At 62.5% G+C, this 15,706-nt stretch carries 16 protein-coding genes; 8 read left to right on the forward strand and 8 right to left on the reverse strand.

What is annotated here, in order from left to right; all coding sequences use genetic code 11:
• Positions 1 to 7: 7 nt before the first annotated feature.
• From JL39_RS02150 to JL39_RS30735, 4 genes are all read right to left on the reverse strand, one after another.
• Positions 8 to 670: an SH3 domain-containing protein gene (locus JL39_RS02150; protein ID WP_037145615.1), complete on the reverse strand. Its 663-nt coding sequence runs from the start codon at positions 668 to 670 to the stop codon at positions 8 to 10.
• Positions 671 to 694: 24 nt separating this feature from the next.
• Positions 695 to 958: a cysteine rich repeat-containing protein gene (locus JL39_RS02155; RefSeq protein WP_037145617.1), complete on the reverse strand. Its 264-nt coding sequence runs from the start codon at positions 956 to 958 to the stop codon at positions 695 to 697.
• Positions 955 to 1,881 carry a sterol desaturase family protein gene (locus JL39_RS02160; protein ID WP_037145619.1) on the reverse strand — a complete coding sequence of 309 codons (927 nt, stop codon included), beginning with the start codon at positions 1,879 to 1,881 and terminating at the stop codon, positions 955 to 957. Before JL39_RS02160 ends, JL39_RS02155 begins: the two co-directional genes overlap by 4 nt.
• A gap of 78 nt (positions 1,882 to 1,959) precedes the next feature.
• Positions 1,960 to 2,175, reverse strand: a complete 216-nt coding sequence (locus JL39_RS30735) for a hypothetical protein (protein ID WP_227705299.1) — start codon at positions 2,173 to 2,175, stop codon at positions 1,960 to 1,962.
• Positions 2,176 to 2,469: 294 nt separating this feature from the next.
• On the opposite strand from JL39_RS30735, the gene JL39_RS02165 reads away from it, so the two are divergent.
• The gene (locus tag JL39_RS02165) at positions 2,470 to 3,186 is read left to right on the forward strand and encodes a response regulator transcription factor (RefSeq protein ID WP_037145621.1); all 717 of its coding nucleotides are present in this window, start codon (positions 2,470 to 2,472) and stop codon (positions 3,184 to 3,186) included.
• Positions 3,186 to 4,550, forward strand: coding sequence for an ATP-binding protein (locus JL39_RS02170; protein WP_037146107.1), 1,365 nt, complete (start codon positions 3,186 to 3,188; stop codon positions 4,548 to 4,550). The genes JL39_RS02165 and JL39_RS02170 overlap by 1 nt, the downstream gene beginning before the upstream one ends.
• 152 nt (positions 4,551 to 4,702) lie before the next feature.
• Here the strand turns inward: JL39_RS02170 and JL39_RS02175 are convergent, their stop codons facing one another.
• The 4 genes from JL39_RS02175 to JL39_RS02190 all read right to left on the reverse strand — a co-directional run bounded on the left by JL39_RS02175 (position 4,703) and on the right by JL39_RS02190 (position 9,552).
• Positions 4,703 to 5,776, reverse strand: coding sequence for an HlyD family secretion protein (locus JL39_RS02175; protein WP_037145623.1), 1,074 nt, complete (start codon positions 5,774 to 5,776; stop codon positions 4,703 to 4,705).
• Between the two features lie 32 nt (positions 5,777 to 5,808).
• Positions 5,809 to 7,548 carry an MFS transporter gene (locus JL39_RS02180; RefSeq protein ID WP_037145625.1) on the reverse strand — a complete coding sequence of 580 codons (1,740 nt, stop codon included), beginning with the start codon at positions 7,546 to 7,548 and terminating at the stop codon, positions 5,809 to 5,811.
• Positions 7,535 to 7,990: a MarR family transcriptional regulator gene (locus JL39_RS02185; protein WP_037145627.1), complete on the reverse strand. Its 456-nt coding sequence runs from the start codon at positions 7,988 to 7,990 to the stop codon at positions 7,535 to 7,537. The genes JL39_RS02180 and JL39_RS02185 overlap by 14 nt, the downstream gene beginning before the upstream one ends.
• Positions 7,991 to 8,136: 146 nt before the next feature.
• Entirely contained in the window at positions 8,137 to 9,552 is a 1,416-nt protein-coding gene (locus tag JL39_RS02190; RefSeq protein ID WP_037145629.1) for a DHA2 family efflux MFS transporter permease subunit, read from the reverse strand.
• Positions 9,553 to 9,768: 216 nt separating this feature from the next.
• On the opposite strand from JL39_RS02190, the gene JL39_RS02195 reads away from it, so the two are divergent.
• The 6 genes from JL39_RS02195 (at position 9,769) to JL39_RS32360 (ending at position 15,632) form a co-directional block, all read left to right on the forward strand.
• Positions 9,769 to 10,584: an IclR family transcriptional regulator gene (locus JL39_RS02195; protein ID WP_052182620.1), complete on the forward strand. Its 816-nt coding sequence runs from the start codon at positions 9,769 to 9,771 to the stop codon at positions 10,582 to 10,584.
• Between the two features lie 133 nt (positions 10,585 to 10,717).
• On the forward strand, positions 10,718 to 11,470 hold the full coding sequence (locus JL39_RS02200) for a gluconate 2-dehydrogenase subunit 3 family protein (RefSeq protein ID WP_037145631.1): 753 nt from the start codon (positions 10,718 to 10,720) through the stop codon (positions 11,468 to 11,470).
• 13 nt (positions 11,471 to 11,483) lie between these two features.
• Positions 11,484 to 13,250, forward strand: coding sequence for a GMC family oxidoreductase (locus JL39_RS02205; protein WP_037145633.1), 1,767 nt, complete (start codon positions 11,484 to 11,486; stop codon positions 13,248 to 13,250).
• Positions 13,247 to 14,458 carry a c-type cytochrome gene (locus tag JL39_RS02210; protein WP_037145635.1) on the forward strand — a complete coding sequence of 404 codons (1,212 nt, stop codon included), beginning with the start codon at positions 13,247 to 13,249 and terminating at the stop codon, positions 14,456 to 14,458. The genes JL39_RS02205 and JL39_RS02210 overlap by 4 nt, the downstream gene beginning before the upstream one ends.
• Before the next feature lie 246 nt (positions 14,459 to 14,704).
• On the forward strand, positions 14,705 to 15,310 hold the full coding sequence (locus JL39_RS32355; RefSeq protein ID WP_244446818.1) for a hypothetical protein: 606 nt from the start codon (positions 14,705 to 14,707) through the stop codon (positions 15,308 to 15,310).
• Entirely contained in the window at positions 15,240 to 15,632 is a 393-nt protein-coding gene (locus JL39_RS32360; protein ID WP_244446819.1) for a transposase, read from the forward strand. The genes JL39_RS32355 and JL39_RS32360 overlap by 71 nt, the downstream gene beginning before the upstream one ends.
• Positions 15,633 to 15,706 lie beyond the last annotated feature (74 nt).

Genomic DNA, 15,706 nt, shown 5'->3' on the forward strand with positions numbered 1-15,706 from the left:
CTCTCCCTCAACGTTCGAACAAGCGGGTGCGCGTGTTGCCACGCGGGCCTGTGCGTGTAACGGAGCAGGACTGATCAGGCCGGCTGCAATTGCGGACCCGCGATGTCGTATTGCCACGCGGACCGACGACCTCGCGTGTCGCCGCGCATTCACCACCGCTGCAGGTACGGGTATGGGCGGCTAAGCCGCCATAGATGCCGGTAGTCGATCGGGTCGCGGTGCAGGCTCCATTTGCGCAGTTCACCGACCGGTCGAAAGAATTCACCCGTGGTGCCGCGACCGGCGGGTGATAGCGCCAGGTATGATACCAGGGATAGCGAACGTAATAGCGGTCCCAATAGGCGCGGTTGTAGCCGACCACGACGATGCCGATACGGGGTGCAACGACCGGAGTCAGCACGACGGGCGCGCCGCGATAAACGACCTGGATGTAATTCGCCGATACCCAACCCCGATAAACACCAAGCGAGATATCGCACCAGCTATAACCTGCGACGCATCCATAGGTCGTGATACGGGCGCCGACCGGCACGACGGTCACGACGGGATAGGCGGTCGACGGCCCGGCTCTCAGGTTGACGTTGCCGGTCGCGACCGCGGCGGTGGCAGCTGCGGCGACGGACGACATGCCCGCCAGCATTGCCAGCGCGAGAAGCAGTTTCCTGAACATGGTTCTTCCTTTCAGAGCGTTTGGTCAGCGCTGCGCCACGTCTGCGAGCGCCGTGCGGCAGGGCGAGGAAAGCTTCTCGGTATTCTGTCTAAGGCAGGCTGCGATACGACCTTCACCCCTCTCGACACCGTTGCAATAGGTCTTGAGATCAGTGCGGCAGGCGCGTGCGACCGCAATCGCCATCTGGCGCATCTCGGGCGAGACCTGCGTCTGGGCGGATGCCGTACCGGCAAGTGTCGCGAAGAACAGGGCGAGAAGCGTCGGGGTGAACAGGATTTTTCGGATCATCGGGATAGTCCTTCGGTTCTGGTGATGGAGTTGGTTTCGGGTGGCAGACTGTCATTGACGGCCGGCGGCGGCTTGGGCGAGGTGCTTGGTAGAGGGCCGACCGGTCCGAACAGCACGCGGAGCTTCTTGCCTATATTCGGGGCCTGGCAGAAATCCCGCCAGAGCATCGCCCATTCGCCGAGAGCGATCCGGCCGGGATGGAGTGATGGCGGGCGGCCACGCAGGCCATAACGCAGCGGCTCGGTCGCCGGCGCTTCCGCGAATGTGCCGAACAGGCGATCGAAGACGATCAGGATGCCGCCGAAATTCTTATCGAGGCAGCCGGGATTGGAAGCGTGATGAACGCGGTGATGCGCCGGTGTGTTCAGCACCCATTCGAGCGGCCCGAGGCGGGGCGAAAGCTCGGTATGAATGAAGAACTGATAGGCGAGATTGAGCCCCATCATGGCGACGATACCGAGCGGATGAAAGCCGACAAAGGCAAGCGGCAGGAAGAAGAGGAAATTGCCGGAAATGCTGCCCGTCCAGCCGAGCCGGATCGCGGCCGTCAGGTTGAGCTTCGTCGGTGAATGATGGACGGCATGGGTCGCCCAGAGCCAGCGGATATGGTGCGAGGCCCGATGGTGCCAATAATAGACGAGATCGACCGCAAGGAAGAGCGCCAGGGCGCCGGCGGCGCTGGTGACGTCGATATCGAACAGGCGATGCCGGTAAGCGAGCATGAAGGGCGTGGCGACAATCGCTGCTTCCACGGGGCGGAGAATGCCGTGAATGAACGCGACGCCGAAGGAGGCGGCGGATTCCTTCAGGTCATGGATATCATGCTGCGCCAGCCTGCCGATGAGGTATTCGAGCAGCATGAAGGATGCCGCGACGACAAGGATACCGCCGCGCACGGACGGATCGACGATGCTCTGGAACATGGAAGAACCTCGCTTGGTCAACAGGAACGCCCGGCGGCCTGAGCCAGGGGGTAGGAAGCCGCCGGGCGCCTGCTCAAGTCAGTAACGATGGAAACTGCCTGAGCGGGTAACGGTATTGCCGCGCGGGCCGGTTGTGGTGCGCGAACCGGTGCAAGTGCCGCCGTTGCAGGAGGCCGAGCCGCTGCGCGACATGCTGTAGCCATAGGGACCGGTGCGGGTGGTGCTGCGCGAGCAGGAGCCGGACGTGCAACTTCCGCTCGCATGCACAGAGCCGGTTCCGCGCGGGCCGCTCACCGAACCGTCGCGGGTCCAGGCATTCGCCTAACCGTCCGAAAGAAGCGCGAAAGTGCCGGCAAGCAGGCCGGCGGCGAGTGTCTTGGTCATCGTTCCATCCTCGTATGGTTTGGATCGTCACATCAATGGTCGCAGGGAATCGGCCGGTGATGCGAGGATAGGATGGTTTGCTGATGTATGCCGGTTTTGTCGTGCAGTTCTCAAAACGTAAGCTTTTGTTCTTCGCTTGTAGCATTTTGTATCGGCGGTCCGCCGCCGCTTGATTTCGTGAAACCGCTTCGCCATGGTCTCGATATGGACCGACTCGTGCCCACCATCCTGATTGTCGATGACGATGCCGAGATAAGGCAGCTCGTCGGTGATTTCCTGTCGCGAGAGGGTTACGCCGTGGAGACGGCGGAGGATGCCCGCGCCATGGACGAAATCCTCCGCCGCCGCGAGCCCGACCTGATGATCCTCGACCTTATGATGCCCGGCGAAGACGGCCTTTCAGTTTGCCGCCGCGTTCGCGCCACGCGGCCGCTGCCGATTTTGATGTTGACGGCGAAAAGTGACGAGACCGATCGTGTCGTGGGTCTGGAACTCGGTGCCGACGACTATCTCGTCAAGCCCTTCGGCCCGCGCGAGCTCCTGGCGCGCGTCCGGGCGCTTCTGCGACGGGCTTCGCCGCAACCCTTCCAGCCGCCGAGCCGTCGCTTCGCCTTCGACCGTTTCGTCGCCGATCTCGATGCCCGGCAGCTTGAAGCGGAGCCAGACGGTCTGGTGCCGCTGACGAGCGGCGAATTCGAGCTTCTCTCCTGTTTCGTGCTGAGGCCGCGCCGGGTGCTCTCGCGCGACCAGATCCTCGACTGGACCCATGGCCGTACGGCCGATCCTTTTGATCGGACGGTCGACCTGCTCGTCTCGCGTCTGCGCAGGAAACTGGATGCGGCAAGTCCCGGCAGCAATCTCATCAATACGGTTCGCAACGGAGGTTACCTGCTGACGGTGCCGGTGCGTCAGGTGACGTGATGTTGGGCTTAAGCCTTTCCCGGAGGTTGATCGCGATTGGCGGCGCAGGCTTGCTGGCCCTGTGGATCGCGCTGATCTCCTTTTATTATCTGGCGAATGGCCTCAGTCGAACGACTTCCAATCCTCCTCCCGGGCAAATCGCAGCGATTGCCACGCTTCTGAAGAGTGAGCCGGAGGATCGGTGGCCCTTGCTGATCGATGCCGCGAGTTCACCGGTCCTCGATGTGCGGATCACCGGGACCGACTTGCCGCCCGGAGAGACTACAGATCTATGGGACAATACCGAATATCGGATTTATCGCGAAGTGCTGGGCCAAGATCTTCTTTCGATCCGCCTCCTCACGCAGGGGCGCCGGATCAGGCGGCCGCTTCTCTTCAAGGGCGTGGTGAATCCCATCCAGTTCCGTGTCCGGCTTTCGCCGGAGCGGGTCTTGGTCATGGAGACTCGCACGCCCTTCATCGTCACGTGGTTCGGCCTGCCGGTGGGGCTCGGCGCCGGCCTGATCGGTACGCTTTTCGGACTCGTGGCCATGATCGCCCTCCACCGTGAGATCCGCCCGCTGACGCGGTTGGCCGCAGCCGTCGACAGGATCGATCCGACCGGTACTCCGGTTCCCTTGCCGAAGCTGAAAGGCGCCGCACCCGAAACGCGAGCACTGGTCAATGCCTTTGAGCGGCTGCAGACGCGGCTTCATGCGATCGTCAGGGCAAGGCTCGCTCTGATTGGCGGCATACAGCACGACGTGCGGACCTTTGCGACGCGGCTCAGGCTGCGGTTGGAACATATCCCGGACGAAGTGGTGCGGGAGAAAGCCGTGGCCGACATAAACGACATGATCGAACTGCTCGACAATGCAATGCTTGCCGGTCGTGCCGGAGTCGGTGCATTGGACGAGGAGCTTTTCGACATCGTGCCGTTACTGGAGGCAGAGGTCGCCGACCGCCGGGCGACCGGAGGGCGCGTCACCTTGGCTGTCTTGCCAGCCGAGGCTGCACCGGAGACTGCAGCTGAAACCGCACTTCTGATAGGCGACCGGCTGGCACTCAGGCGCATTTTCGCGAACCTGATTGACAACGCACTGAAATATGGCGGCGCGGCACATCTGAGGCTGATGGTTGAAGGAGAATGGCTGCGGCTGACGATCGATGATGAGGGGCCAGGTATTCCGAGCGACCAGCGGGAAATCCTGATGGAGCCTTTCGTTAGGCTCGAAACATCACGCGCTCGCAAGACCGGTGGGGCCGGCCTCGGCCTTGCGGTGGCCCGCAATTTGGTGGAGGCGCATGGCGGAACACTGGCGATCGACGATGCTCCGGTCCGCGGAGCGAGGATCATCGTGCGGTTGCCGCTGTTTCGGAGCTGAAGCCTGCCTTGATTATCAAGACTGTGCAACTCAGAGTGGGCAGAGGGGTTTTGAGACGAGCATAAACGCCCTGCGCTGCCATAAGCTGAACTGCGGCGCGGGGCGTTCTCCGTCGGATCGCCGACATGGCAGAGTTCGATTGCGGGCAGCGATCAGTCGAATTCTGCAGCCTGGGCAAGAGCCGTGCTGGTTTGCGCGAGGTTCACGCTTGCGATCACCGACATGCCGGGGACGAGCCTGTCGGTCAGCGGCTGTTGCGGCTCGATGGCGATCCGGACCGGAATGCGCTGGGCCACCTTGGTGAAATTGCCGGTGGCGTTGTCGGCCTTGATGACCGAGAATTCTGACCCGGTGGCCGGCGCGAAACGTTCGATCCGGCCTGCGAATTTCTGATGCCCGAGAGCATCGACGGTGAAGACGACTTCCTGCCCCGGCCGCATGCCGGCAAGCTGGGTCTCCTTGAAATTGGCGACCACCCAGACATGATCGGGCACAACCGAGCCGATCTGCGTGCCGACCGAGACGTACTGGCCGATCCGGCCCGTCATCTCGCCGAGCGTGCCGTCCTGCGGCGCTGTGATGCGTGTATTGGCCAGATCGATCTCCGCGAGCTCCACAGCGGCCTTGGCGCTTTCGACGCTGGCTTCCAGGGAACGGCGGCTGACGACGATCGTGTTCAGATCCTGTTCTGCGACGAGCTCGGCGGCTTCCGCCTGATGCACCGCGGCCTGCGCCTGGTTGAAGGCCGCGCGGTTCTTCTCGGCTTCGCTCCGGCTGGCGATGTTCTTTTCCAGAAGGCCTTCGGTGCGCTCGTAGGTCGTCCGGGCAACCTCGAGAGCGGCATTGGCGCTTTCCACTGCCGCCTTGGCAGAGGCGATCTTGGCTTCCGCCGACTTGTGGCTCTGTTCGGAATTGGCGAGCGCGGCTTCGGCGGCTGCAAGCGTTGCCTTCGCCTGCTCCAGCTTCTGGGTATAGATGCGGTCGTCGATCCGGGCGATGAGGTCCCCTTTCTTGACCCTCTGATAGTCCTGCACGGGTACGTCCACGAGATAGCCGGCAAGCTGCGGGCTGAGCAATGTCACCTGGCCGCGCACATAGGCGTCGTTGGTCATCTCGACCGAGCCGTGAAAGGGCGGCAGGTTCCAGGCGTAAAGCACGAGGAATACGCCGGCGATACCGGCGATCATGGCCACGTAGGTGGCGATGGAACGAAAAAGTTTGGTCATGGCAATAGCGTTCTGTTCTTCTTGAATGTCCTTCAGGCGGCTGCGGGCATCGGGTTTGAATTCGGGAGGAAATGTTCGCGGTTGCGCCAGGCGACGTGAACGCAGAGGCAGCCGAATGCCGCGAGCGACAGGTATGCGGTGAGCAGAAAGGAGTCGTTATAGGCGAGCGCATAAGCCTGTTGCTGCACCTGTCTTGCAAGGAGCGCAGTGCCCTGAACCGTCTGCTGGTTCGGGTCGGTCAGCACCTTGCCGTAGGCGCCGCCGAGCTGTTTCAACCGGGCTGCGACCAGCGGATCCGTGGACGTGAGCTGCGAGACGAGCCGGAAGGAATGGAACTGCTCGCGCCATTGCACGAACGTGCCGTAGAGCGCGCTGCCAAGGTAACCGCCGATCTTCTGCGTGGCGAGGAAGACGACGATGAAAGAGAGGATATAGCTCGGGCCGCGCTTCAGCGCCGCGCCCATGCCTACGGCAAGCGCCGGCGGCAGGAAAAGGCCGCTTGCGAAGCTCACCAGGAACTGGCTCACATACATTTGCTCCGGCCGGGTGAGGGTCGTCGACCGGCTGTCCATATAGCTGCCGATGGCGACGAAGAGCAGCGAGACTGCATGGATCGCCGATGCCCGGCCCGGCTTCATGATGGCGGCACAGACGATCCCGGAGACGATCGAACCGGCGAGGATGACCCAATAGAGGCCGGCCATCTGCTCGTTCAGCATGCCGGCATTGCGCAGGAAGTTGATGGCGCCGCTCGACTGCTCCGAAAGCGCGATACGGAAGACCAGCAACGCGCCGGTGAAATGCAGGATTTCGCGGGAGGTAAGCCAGCGGATGTCGACCAGATGGTTTCTCCGGTTGAGTTCGATCATTGCGAAGATGGCCGACGCGATGATTCCGGCGATGATCGGGAGGGCGAGCCAGTCTGTGGCCGTCCACCAGTAGAGCCGGCCGACCGTGAGGACGACCGCGAAGCAGCCAAGCGCAATCGCCAGGAAGATGTAGCTCACCACGTCGAGGCTGCTGATCACCTTCGCGCGGGGCGGGGAATTGAGCGGCAGGAGGTAGACGAGGCCGAGCGAGACCATGGCAAGCCCCATCTCGACCACATAGAGCGCGTGATAATCGCCAAGATCCAGCAGCGTCGGCGAGATGAGTCCGGTGATGGGAGCCGGGATGGCAAGCGCCGTCAGTGCAATACACAGTCCGATGTTCATCTTCCTCGCTGGCGGAATGGCCTCGAGAATGTAGAGGAAGCCGAGCGAGGTCATGGGAGCCGCGGCGACACCCGCGAAGAAGCGTAGGACCAAGGCGCTATGATAGCTGTCCACCCAGAAGTGGGCGAGGCAGACGAGCACATAGGCGACGACTGCCACCTCGGCGAAATTCCTCAGGCCGTATTGGGCGCGCACCTTGAAGAGCAGCAGCGTCAGGCTGGCGTTGGGAAAGAGATAGGCTGCCATCAGCCAGGTGGTTTCGACCTGGGTGAGGCTCATCGGGCCGGCGATCTGCTGCAGGTTGGTGGAGATGAAGCTCAACCCAAGTCCCTGGGTCAGCGCGATCAATGTGCCGGCGACGATGTAGGCGACCGTCATCGCGGGCGATTTCGGTACGAAGGCAGCCGGCGCCGGAGCCACGGGGGACGCGGGAGCAGCAACCGGCTCCGACTGCGTTTCGGAGAGACGAGCGGGTTCGGCCGGCTTCGCGTGCCCGCTGAAGTCCGGCCGTATGATCACTGCATCCTCTTGTCTCGCTGCAACTTCACGCGGGGACATGGATATCGTCCATTTCCGCGACATTGGCCGAGATGCGTTCGAAAAGGGCAATGCTGGCACGCAGCTCTTCCGGGTCGATATCGGCAAAGACCTGCATGCGCAGGCCCTCGCCGATCGACTGCACGAGCGCGGCCTGTTCCTCGCCGTAGGGGGTCAGCACGATCAGCTTGACGCGGCGGTCGCTGGCGTCCGCCCGGCGTTCGATGAGACCGTTTTCCTCCATTCGGTCGAGAAGCCGCACCATGGTCGCCTGTTCCAGTTCCAGCTCGCAGGCAAGCTCGCTCTGGGTCATGTTCTGCTTCTTGGAAAGCCGCAGCAGTGTGCGGGCGCGGGGATAGGTGAGCCCATGCGCCGTGACCTGCTGATTGAAGGCCGTGCGAATCTTGCGGCTCACCTTGGTGAGCGATTCCAGGAATTCGGAGCTGATCGGATCAGGTTTCATTGGGTGCTTAATGTTAGTGCGCTAAGTTTCTTATTGATACTTAGCATGCCAACTATTTCGTTTCAAGGGGAATTGGAAAAGGGACCCCATCGAAGATGGGAAGAGACGGTGAAACCGCGCCGTGAGGGAGCCAGGTCCTCGTCATGTTACTCTGCCGCTTCGGCTTCCTTGATCCGTTCTTCCGTGGCCTGCATTTTTCGCCCGGCGAGGACGTCGCCGGCGTTCTGCGGGAGCCGGAAGAAGGAAAAGCAGGACGAGGCCGAGATCGCCGCAACGATGATGAAGGCCATCGCGAAAGCGTGGTTCGTCAGTGTTTCCGAGCCGCCGGAATAGAATTGCAGCAGGATCGCCGAGATCGCGACGCCGACGCTCTGGGCGATGCGCTGCGCCATCTGCGAGAGCGAGGTCGCGTGGCTCATCTCCGCTTCGTCCGTTTCGGCAAACGCAATCGTGTTGAGCGCGGTGAATTGCAGTGCGCGGAAGAAACCCGCAATCAGAATGACGACGATCATGATTACCGGCGCAGTGCCGGGCGTGAAAAGCGCACAGAGAGCCATGGAGAAGCTGGCGATCAGCGCGTTCCAGAAGAGCACGCTGCGGAAGCCGAAACGGTGCAGGATGCGCTTGGTGATCGTTCGCATGCCGAAGGCGCCGATGGTCGAAACGAAGGTGATGGCGCCGGATTGCAACGGCGTGTAGCCGAACACTTCCTGCATCAGGAGCGGCAGCATGAAGGGTAGCGCGCCCATGCTGATCCGGAAGAGCGACCCGCCGGCAAGGCTGGCGCGGAATGTGGGATGGCGGAAGAGCTTCAGATCGAGGATCGGATCTTTGGTCCGGCGCGCATGCAGGATGTAGAGCGCGAGCGCGGCCAGGCCCGTCGCAGTCAGGATCAGCGGCCCGGCATTCATCCCGCGAGCGAAGGAATCGAGACCGAAGATGACCGCGCCGATGCCGATGCCCGTGAGGACAAAGCCGGTAAAATCGAAAGCGGTACGTTCGACCGGAGGGATTTCATCGATCAGCATCAATGTCAGCGCGATCGCGATGATTCCGACCGGCAGGTTGATCCAGAAGATCCAGTGCCAGGAACTGATGCTGATGATGAAGCCGCCCAAAAGCGGGCCGATCGCGGGACCGATCACGGCGGGCATGCTCATCAGTACCATGGCCGAGACGAGTTCTTCGCGCGGCACGGAGCGCACGAGGATGAGGCGCGCCGTTGGCAGCATCAGCGCGCCCCCGAAGCCCTGCAGCATGCGGGCAGCAATCAGCATTGCCAGGCTTGTCGAGGCGGCGCAGAGGAGCGAGGCAAGGGTGAAAAGGCCGATCGCCCAGCAGAAGACGATGCGGGCGCCGAAGCGGTCCGCAAACCAGCCGCTGACCGGCAGGAAGACACCCAGCGAAAGCATGTAGACGGTGATCGTCGAGTGGAGTGCGACCGGCGGTTCGCCGAGCGCATCTGCGATCGAAGGCAGGGCGGTTGTGATCGCGGTCGAATCGATCTGCTGCATGATGAGGGCCGACGCGACGATCAGCGGCACGGTCTTGCGCGTTTCCAATTGATTGTTCTCTTCTGCTTTAACGTCATCATACGCGCCGAAATGCCGCTTTGCCGGACCCTCAGGCTGCTCCCCCGCGGAGAATGCCCGCCTGCCTGAGCGTTCTTGCGTGTTCTTCTATATGGAACGACGGTCCATTATATGGTATTCCTTCATGGATCGGGCTGTCAACGGCATGTTCCGGACGCCTGCGGTGGAGTAGTGATGGGAGTGGCGATGGGAACGGAAATACCGGACGTGGACGAAGAAGGACAGAAGGCCCGGCTCTCCTCGGTATCGATGGCGATCCGGATTCTAAAAGCCTTTTCGGGCGACGATGCCGAGATTGGCATCAGCGAGCTTGCCAAGCGTCTCGGGATTGCCAAGAGCACCGTCCACCGCCTTGTCGTGACCCTGATGGCGGAGGATTTTCTCGACAAGAATCCGGAAACCGGTCGCTACCGGCTTGGCCTCGGGCTTTTCGGCCTCGGCTCGCTGGTCCGCCACCGCATGGATCTGTCGACGGAAGCGCGCACCCTGCTGGCGGATCTGCGCCAGGAGACGGGCGAAACGGTGCTGCTTGCGGTGCCGGCCGGGCGGGAGATCATGTATATCCGCACCCTGGCGTCCCGCCAGGCCGTGCGCATCAGTACCGAGATGGGCATGCGGGTGCCCTATCATTGCACGGCGGCCGGCAGGGCGATCCTCGCATTCCAGCCGGAGAACCACGCCGCCACCGTCACGACGGCGCCGATGCCGGCCCGCACGCCGAAGACGGTCACCGATCCGGACAGGTTCCGGAAGCTGCTTGCCAACGTCCGCCGCCAGGGATACGCGATCGAAGACGAGGAAAGTGAACTCGGCATGCGCGCCATCGCAGCGCCGATCTACGACGCCCAATCGGAAGTGGTCGGCTCGGTCGCCATCGCAGGACCGGTCCAGCGTCTGTCGCTAAGGAACCTCAACGGTCTTGTCGAGCCGCTGCTTTCCACGGCGCGGGCAATTTCCGTCCGCCTCGGATACCGCGGTTCGTTGGGCTCCGGAGAACTCTGACGATTTACTGTCGAAAAAGGGGGTTGTCGGCGGCGTCGAATGCCCTAGGTGAAACGTTGAACCGTTCGGTTCGATCATCTCGGCGCACGTCTGTCCTGACGCGTCACCGACCTTTTCTTCCTGGGGAGGTCTCATGGAAACCCGCTGTCCCAAGCGCCCGACGCGGCGCCAATTCCTGTCTTCTGTCGCATTTACCGTTCTTGCCGGCTCCGCAGCGCCGGTGCTTGCCCGCAGCATTTCCGGCAGCCTGCCGTGGGAGGCGCGTTCCGCCGATCCGCCGGTACAGGTGAGGCCGGGAGGCTGGCTGTTCTTCACCTCGGAGGAGGTCGCAACCATGGAGGCGGTCGTCGATCGGCTGGTCCCGGTGGACGATCTGTCGATCGGCGGCAAGGAGGCCGGATGCGTCGTCTATCTGGACCGGCAGCTCGCAGGCTCCTACGGCGCGTCGAGCCGTCTCTACACCGGCGGCCCCTTTCTTCCCGGATTGCCGACGCAGGGATACCAGAAGCCGGAAACGCCGGCGGAACGTTACCGGGCCGGTCTTGCAGGCCTCAACGCTTGGACGCGGGACAACAAGGGTGGCAAGCGCTTCTCCGAACTGTCGCCGGACGAGCAGGACGCCGTGCTCAGGGATCTCGAGGCCGGCAAGATCAGCATTTCCGAGCATCTGGACGCGAAATCCTTCTTCAACCTGATGCTGAGCAATACGATGGAAGGCTTCTTCGCCGATCCGATCTATGGCGGCAACAAGGACATGGCTTCGTGGAAGATGCTGGGGTTCCCCGGTGCGCGATACGACTATCGCGACCACGTGACGAAACATAACCAACCCTATCCCTTGCCTCCGGTTTCAATCGCAGGCTCGACGGAATGGATCACCAGGTAGGGACGCAAAGATCATGACCACAATTCTACCCCGCAAGGACGTCGTCATCGTCGGCCTTGGCTGGACGGGCGCCATCCTTGCCCATGAACTGACCGAAGAAGGACTTGACGTAGTCGCCATCGAACGCGGCCCCTGGCGCGATACGGCCACGGATTTCAACATCGGCTATGCCCAGGACGAGCTGCGATACGCCATTCGCAAGGACCTCTTCCTGCAGCCGGTCGTCGAAGCGATGACCATGCGTAACAACACGTCGCAGACGGCGCTGCCGATGCGCGACTACGGCTCCTTCCTGCCCGGCAACGGCGTCGGCGGTGCCGGCGTGCACTGGAACGGCCATACCTGGCGGTTCTGGGATACCGATTTCCGCATCGCCGATCACCTCAGCGAGCGATATGGAGCCGGCAAGATCGCCGAACTGCAATTGCAGAACTGGGGCGTCACGGCGCAGGAGATGGAGAGCGCCTTCGACCGCTTCGAACACCTCGCCGGCATTTCCGGCAAGGCAGGCAATATCAAGGGCCGGATCCAGGAGGGCGGCAACCCATTCGAGGACCCGCGCGCCCGCGACTATCCGCTGCCGCCGATGCAGATGACCTATGCGCCCACGCTGTTTGCCGAGGTCACCAGATCGATGGGCCTGCATCCGTTTCCGACGCCTTCGGCGAACCTGTCGCAGGATTATATCAACCCGCTCGGCATCGCCATGGGCCAGTGCACCGTGTGCGGCTTCTGCGAACGTTTTGGCTGCGCCAACTATTCGAAATCTTCCGCCCAGACGACCGTCCTGCCGGTCCTGATGAAAAAGAAGAATTTCGAGGTCCGCACCGACTCGGAAGTGCTGCATGTCGATCTCGACGCTTCGAAGGCGCAAGCCCGTGGCGTCACCTATGTCGACACGTCCGGTGAGGAATTCTTCCAGCCGGCCGACCTCGTGCTGCTCTGTGCCTACGGTCTGCACAATGTCCGGCTAATGATGCTCTCGGGCATCGGCCGGATCTATGATCCGAACACGGGCGAGGGCACGGTCGGACGGAACTACTGCTACCAGACCAATTCCGGTGCGCAGGTCTTCTTCGACGACAAGAACTTCAATCCGTTCATCGCCGCCGGCGCACTCGGCCAGACGCTGGACGACTACAACGGTGACGTCGTCGATCACGGTCCGCTCGATTTCGTCGGCGGTGCGGGCGTCAACTGCATCCCGACCAACGGGCGTCCGATCTCGACCCGCCCGACGCCGCCCGGCACGCCGCGCTGGGGGTCGGCCTGGAAACAGGCAACGGTAAAGGCCTACAAGGCAACGCTCGGCTTTTCGTCCCAGGGGTCGAGCTATCCGACCCGCGGCAACTATCTCGACCTCGACCCGACCTATACGGACCGGTTCGGACGACCGCTGCTCAGGATCACCTTCGATTTCCCGGATAACGACATCCGCATGTCGAACTGGGTTTCGGATCGGCTGGAGGAGATCGCCAAGACCTTCGGCGGGCGACAATACGTCGTCAACAGGCGCAAGAAGGGCTGGGATTCGGTTCCCTACCAGAGCACCCACAATACCGGCGGGGCGATCATGGGGGATAGTCCTGCAACCAGCGCCGTCAACAAATACCTGCAGAGCTGGGACGTGCCCAATGTGTTCGTCGTCGGTGCATCCGCCTTCGCGCATAATGCCGGTAAGAACCCGACCGGAACGGTGGGCGCGCTCGCCTTCCACGCGGCAGATGCCATCCGCCAGCAATATCTCCGTACCCCCGGTCAGCCTCTGGTGACGGCATGAAGAAGATCGCTTTTTCCCTCACACTTGCCACGGCCGTGCTTTCTGCAGGACTGGCACTGTCGCAGGCACCGGACGATGCTTCCAAGATCATCCGCGGCCGTTATCAGGCGATCCTGGCGGACTGTGCTGCCTGTCACACCGCGCCGGGAGCCAAACCGCTTTCCGGCGGTCTTCCGCTCGAAACGCCTTTCGGGCAATTGATCCCGCCGAACATTACGCCGGACAAGGCGACCGGTATCGGCAACTGGACGGAGGAGGATTTCCATCGGGCGCTGAAGGCGGGCATCGGGCACGACGGCAAGAGGCTCTATCCCGCCATGCCTTATCCCGCTTATACGAAGATGAAGGATGAGGATATTTCCAGCCTCTGGTCCTATCTGCGCACCGTGGAGCCGGTCTTCAACCCGGTCGATGCCAACCAGTTGCCGTTCCCGTTCAACATCAGGCTTTCGATGCTGGGCTGGAACATGATCAATTTCGAAGGCGGCGCGTTCAAGCCCGACCCGTCGAAATCGCCGGAATGGAACCGCGGCGCCTATATCGTCCAGGGACCCGGCCATTGCGTCACCTGCCATTCGCCGAAGACATTTCTCGGCGCGGACAAGACCACGGAAGCTTTGCAGGGCGCTTCGCTGCAGGGATGGTATGCGCCGAACATCACCGGCAATCCCTATATCGGGATCGGCAGCTGGAGCGAGGATGAGATCGTCCAATACCTGAAGAGCGGGGCGAACGGCCATACGATCGCATCCGGTCCGATGGCCGAGGCGATCCAGGCCTCGACCTCGCTGATGACCGACGCTGATGTGAAAGCGATCGCGACCTACCTCAAGAGCACCGAGGGCGGCTCGGCCGACAAGCCGCAACCGGTCGCTGCCAGCGATCCGCATATGACGGCGGGTGCTGCGATCTACCACGACACCTGTTCGGCCTGTCACGGCGGCGGCGGGAAAGGCGCGCGCCAGCTTTTCCCGGCGCTGGCGGGAAGTGCGATCGTGCAGCAGCCGAGTGCGGAAACGCTCGTCCGCCTCGTACTGAACGGCAGCCAGGGGGTGCATACGCCGGAAGCAAAGACGCAACCATCGATGCCGTCGCTCGGTTGGCGGCTGTCGGACCAGCAGGTGGCCGACGTGCTGACTTACATCCGCAACAGTTGGGGCAATGCCGCACCCGCGGTACAGGCCTCCGACATCGCCAGCCGTCGCTGAAACGCAACCAGGCGCCGGCGAGGCGTCAGAGACCGCTAACAACCCGCCACCAGTTTTCCACGTCATCCTTATCTATGCTGGCCGTGTCGATTTGTTAGATTGAGGGGGTCGGGAGCGTACCTTGGTCATCTTTGGTAGTGAGAAACGGTGGCCGAGCCCGGTAGGCTGCCGTTTCGACTTCTGTCACCCGAACAGTTGATCGGGAGGCCATTGGCGCGGCGATCCCGCAGGATAAGGACGGGCCTCATGACGATAGCATCTTGCATCGTCGGGATCGACGTTTCCAAACAATGGCTGGATTGCTTTCTTCATCCGACTGGCCGACGAAGCCGGTTTTCCAACGACGCGAAAGGGCACGATGCCTTCCTGGCACAGCTGGGCGGACGGCAGGGCTTCTGTGGCCTTGAAGCGACCGGTCGTTACGATCGGGCTCTGTGCCTTCGGCTGCATGAAGCCGGACAGCCCTTCCACCAGGCCAACCCACGCAAGGCGCGTCAGTTTGCCCAGGCCTCCGGTTTCCTGGCCAGGAGCCAGGATCGACCGGGTCGATGCCCACATTCTGCGCGCTATGGCGTGACGATGGACTTGCCGGCACAGGTGCGACCGGAGCCGGAGCGGCTGGAACTGCGCGACCTGATGGAACACCGTGACCAATTGGTGGAGATGCGCAAGCGCGCGCGTATCCGCCTGGCCCAGCCGCATGCCGGCTGGCTCGAGGAGAGCCTGCACCAGGTCATCGAAGCCCTCGACCGGCAGATCGAGATGATCGAGGCACGAATGGATGCGCTCATGGCCTCGTCGCCTGCCTTGCGCAGACAAAAGGCCATCCTCTGTCCGGCGTCGGACCGGTAACGGCAAAGGTTCTCCTGGCCCACATGCCGAGCTCGGGCATCGGGATCGGCGTGCCATCAGCGCGCTTGCCGGATTGGCGCCATTGGCCTGCGGCACCGGCGCCATGCACGGCAGACGCTGCATCTGGGGCGGGCGCAAACGAGTGCGCGATGCACTCTACATGGCCGCTCTCGCCGCCTGCCGCTGCGGTCCGTTCAAGGCCGTTTCAACGGCCATGCGCGAAAAGGGAAAGCCTGCCAAGCTTGTCGTCATCGCCGTCGCAAGACGCCTGCTCGCCACCCTCAAGGCCGCCATCCGGGACAACAAAGCATTCCAGCCTTGACAACCAACAACACAGTTGCGCGGGCTTGTCCCGAGGATCTGCAACATCAATGGCTTAGATGCTCGGGACATCCT

The sequence above is a fragment of the Rhizobium sp. YS-1r genome, from assembly GCF_000757525.1.
Classification (GTDB): domain Bacteria; phylum Pseudomonadota; class Alphaproteobacteria; order Rhizobiales; family Rhizobiaceae; genus Neorhizobium; species Neorhizobium petrolearium.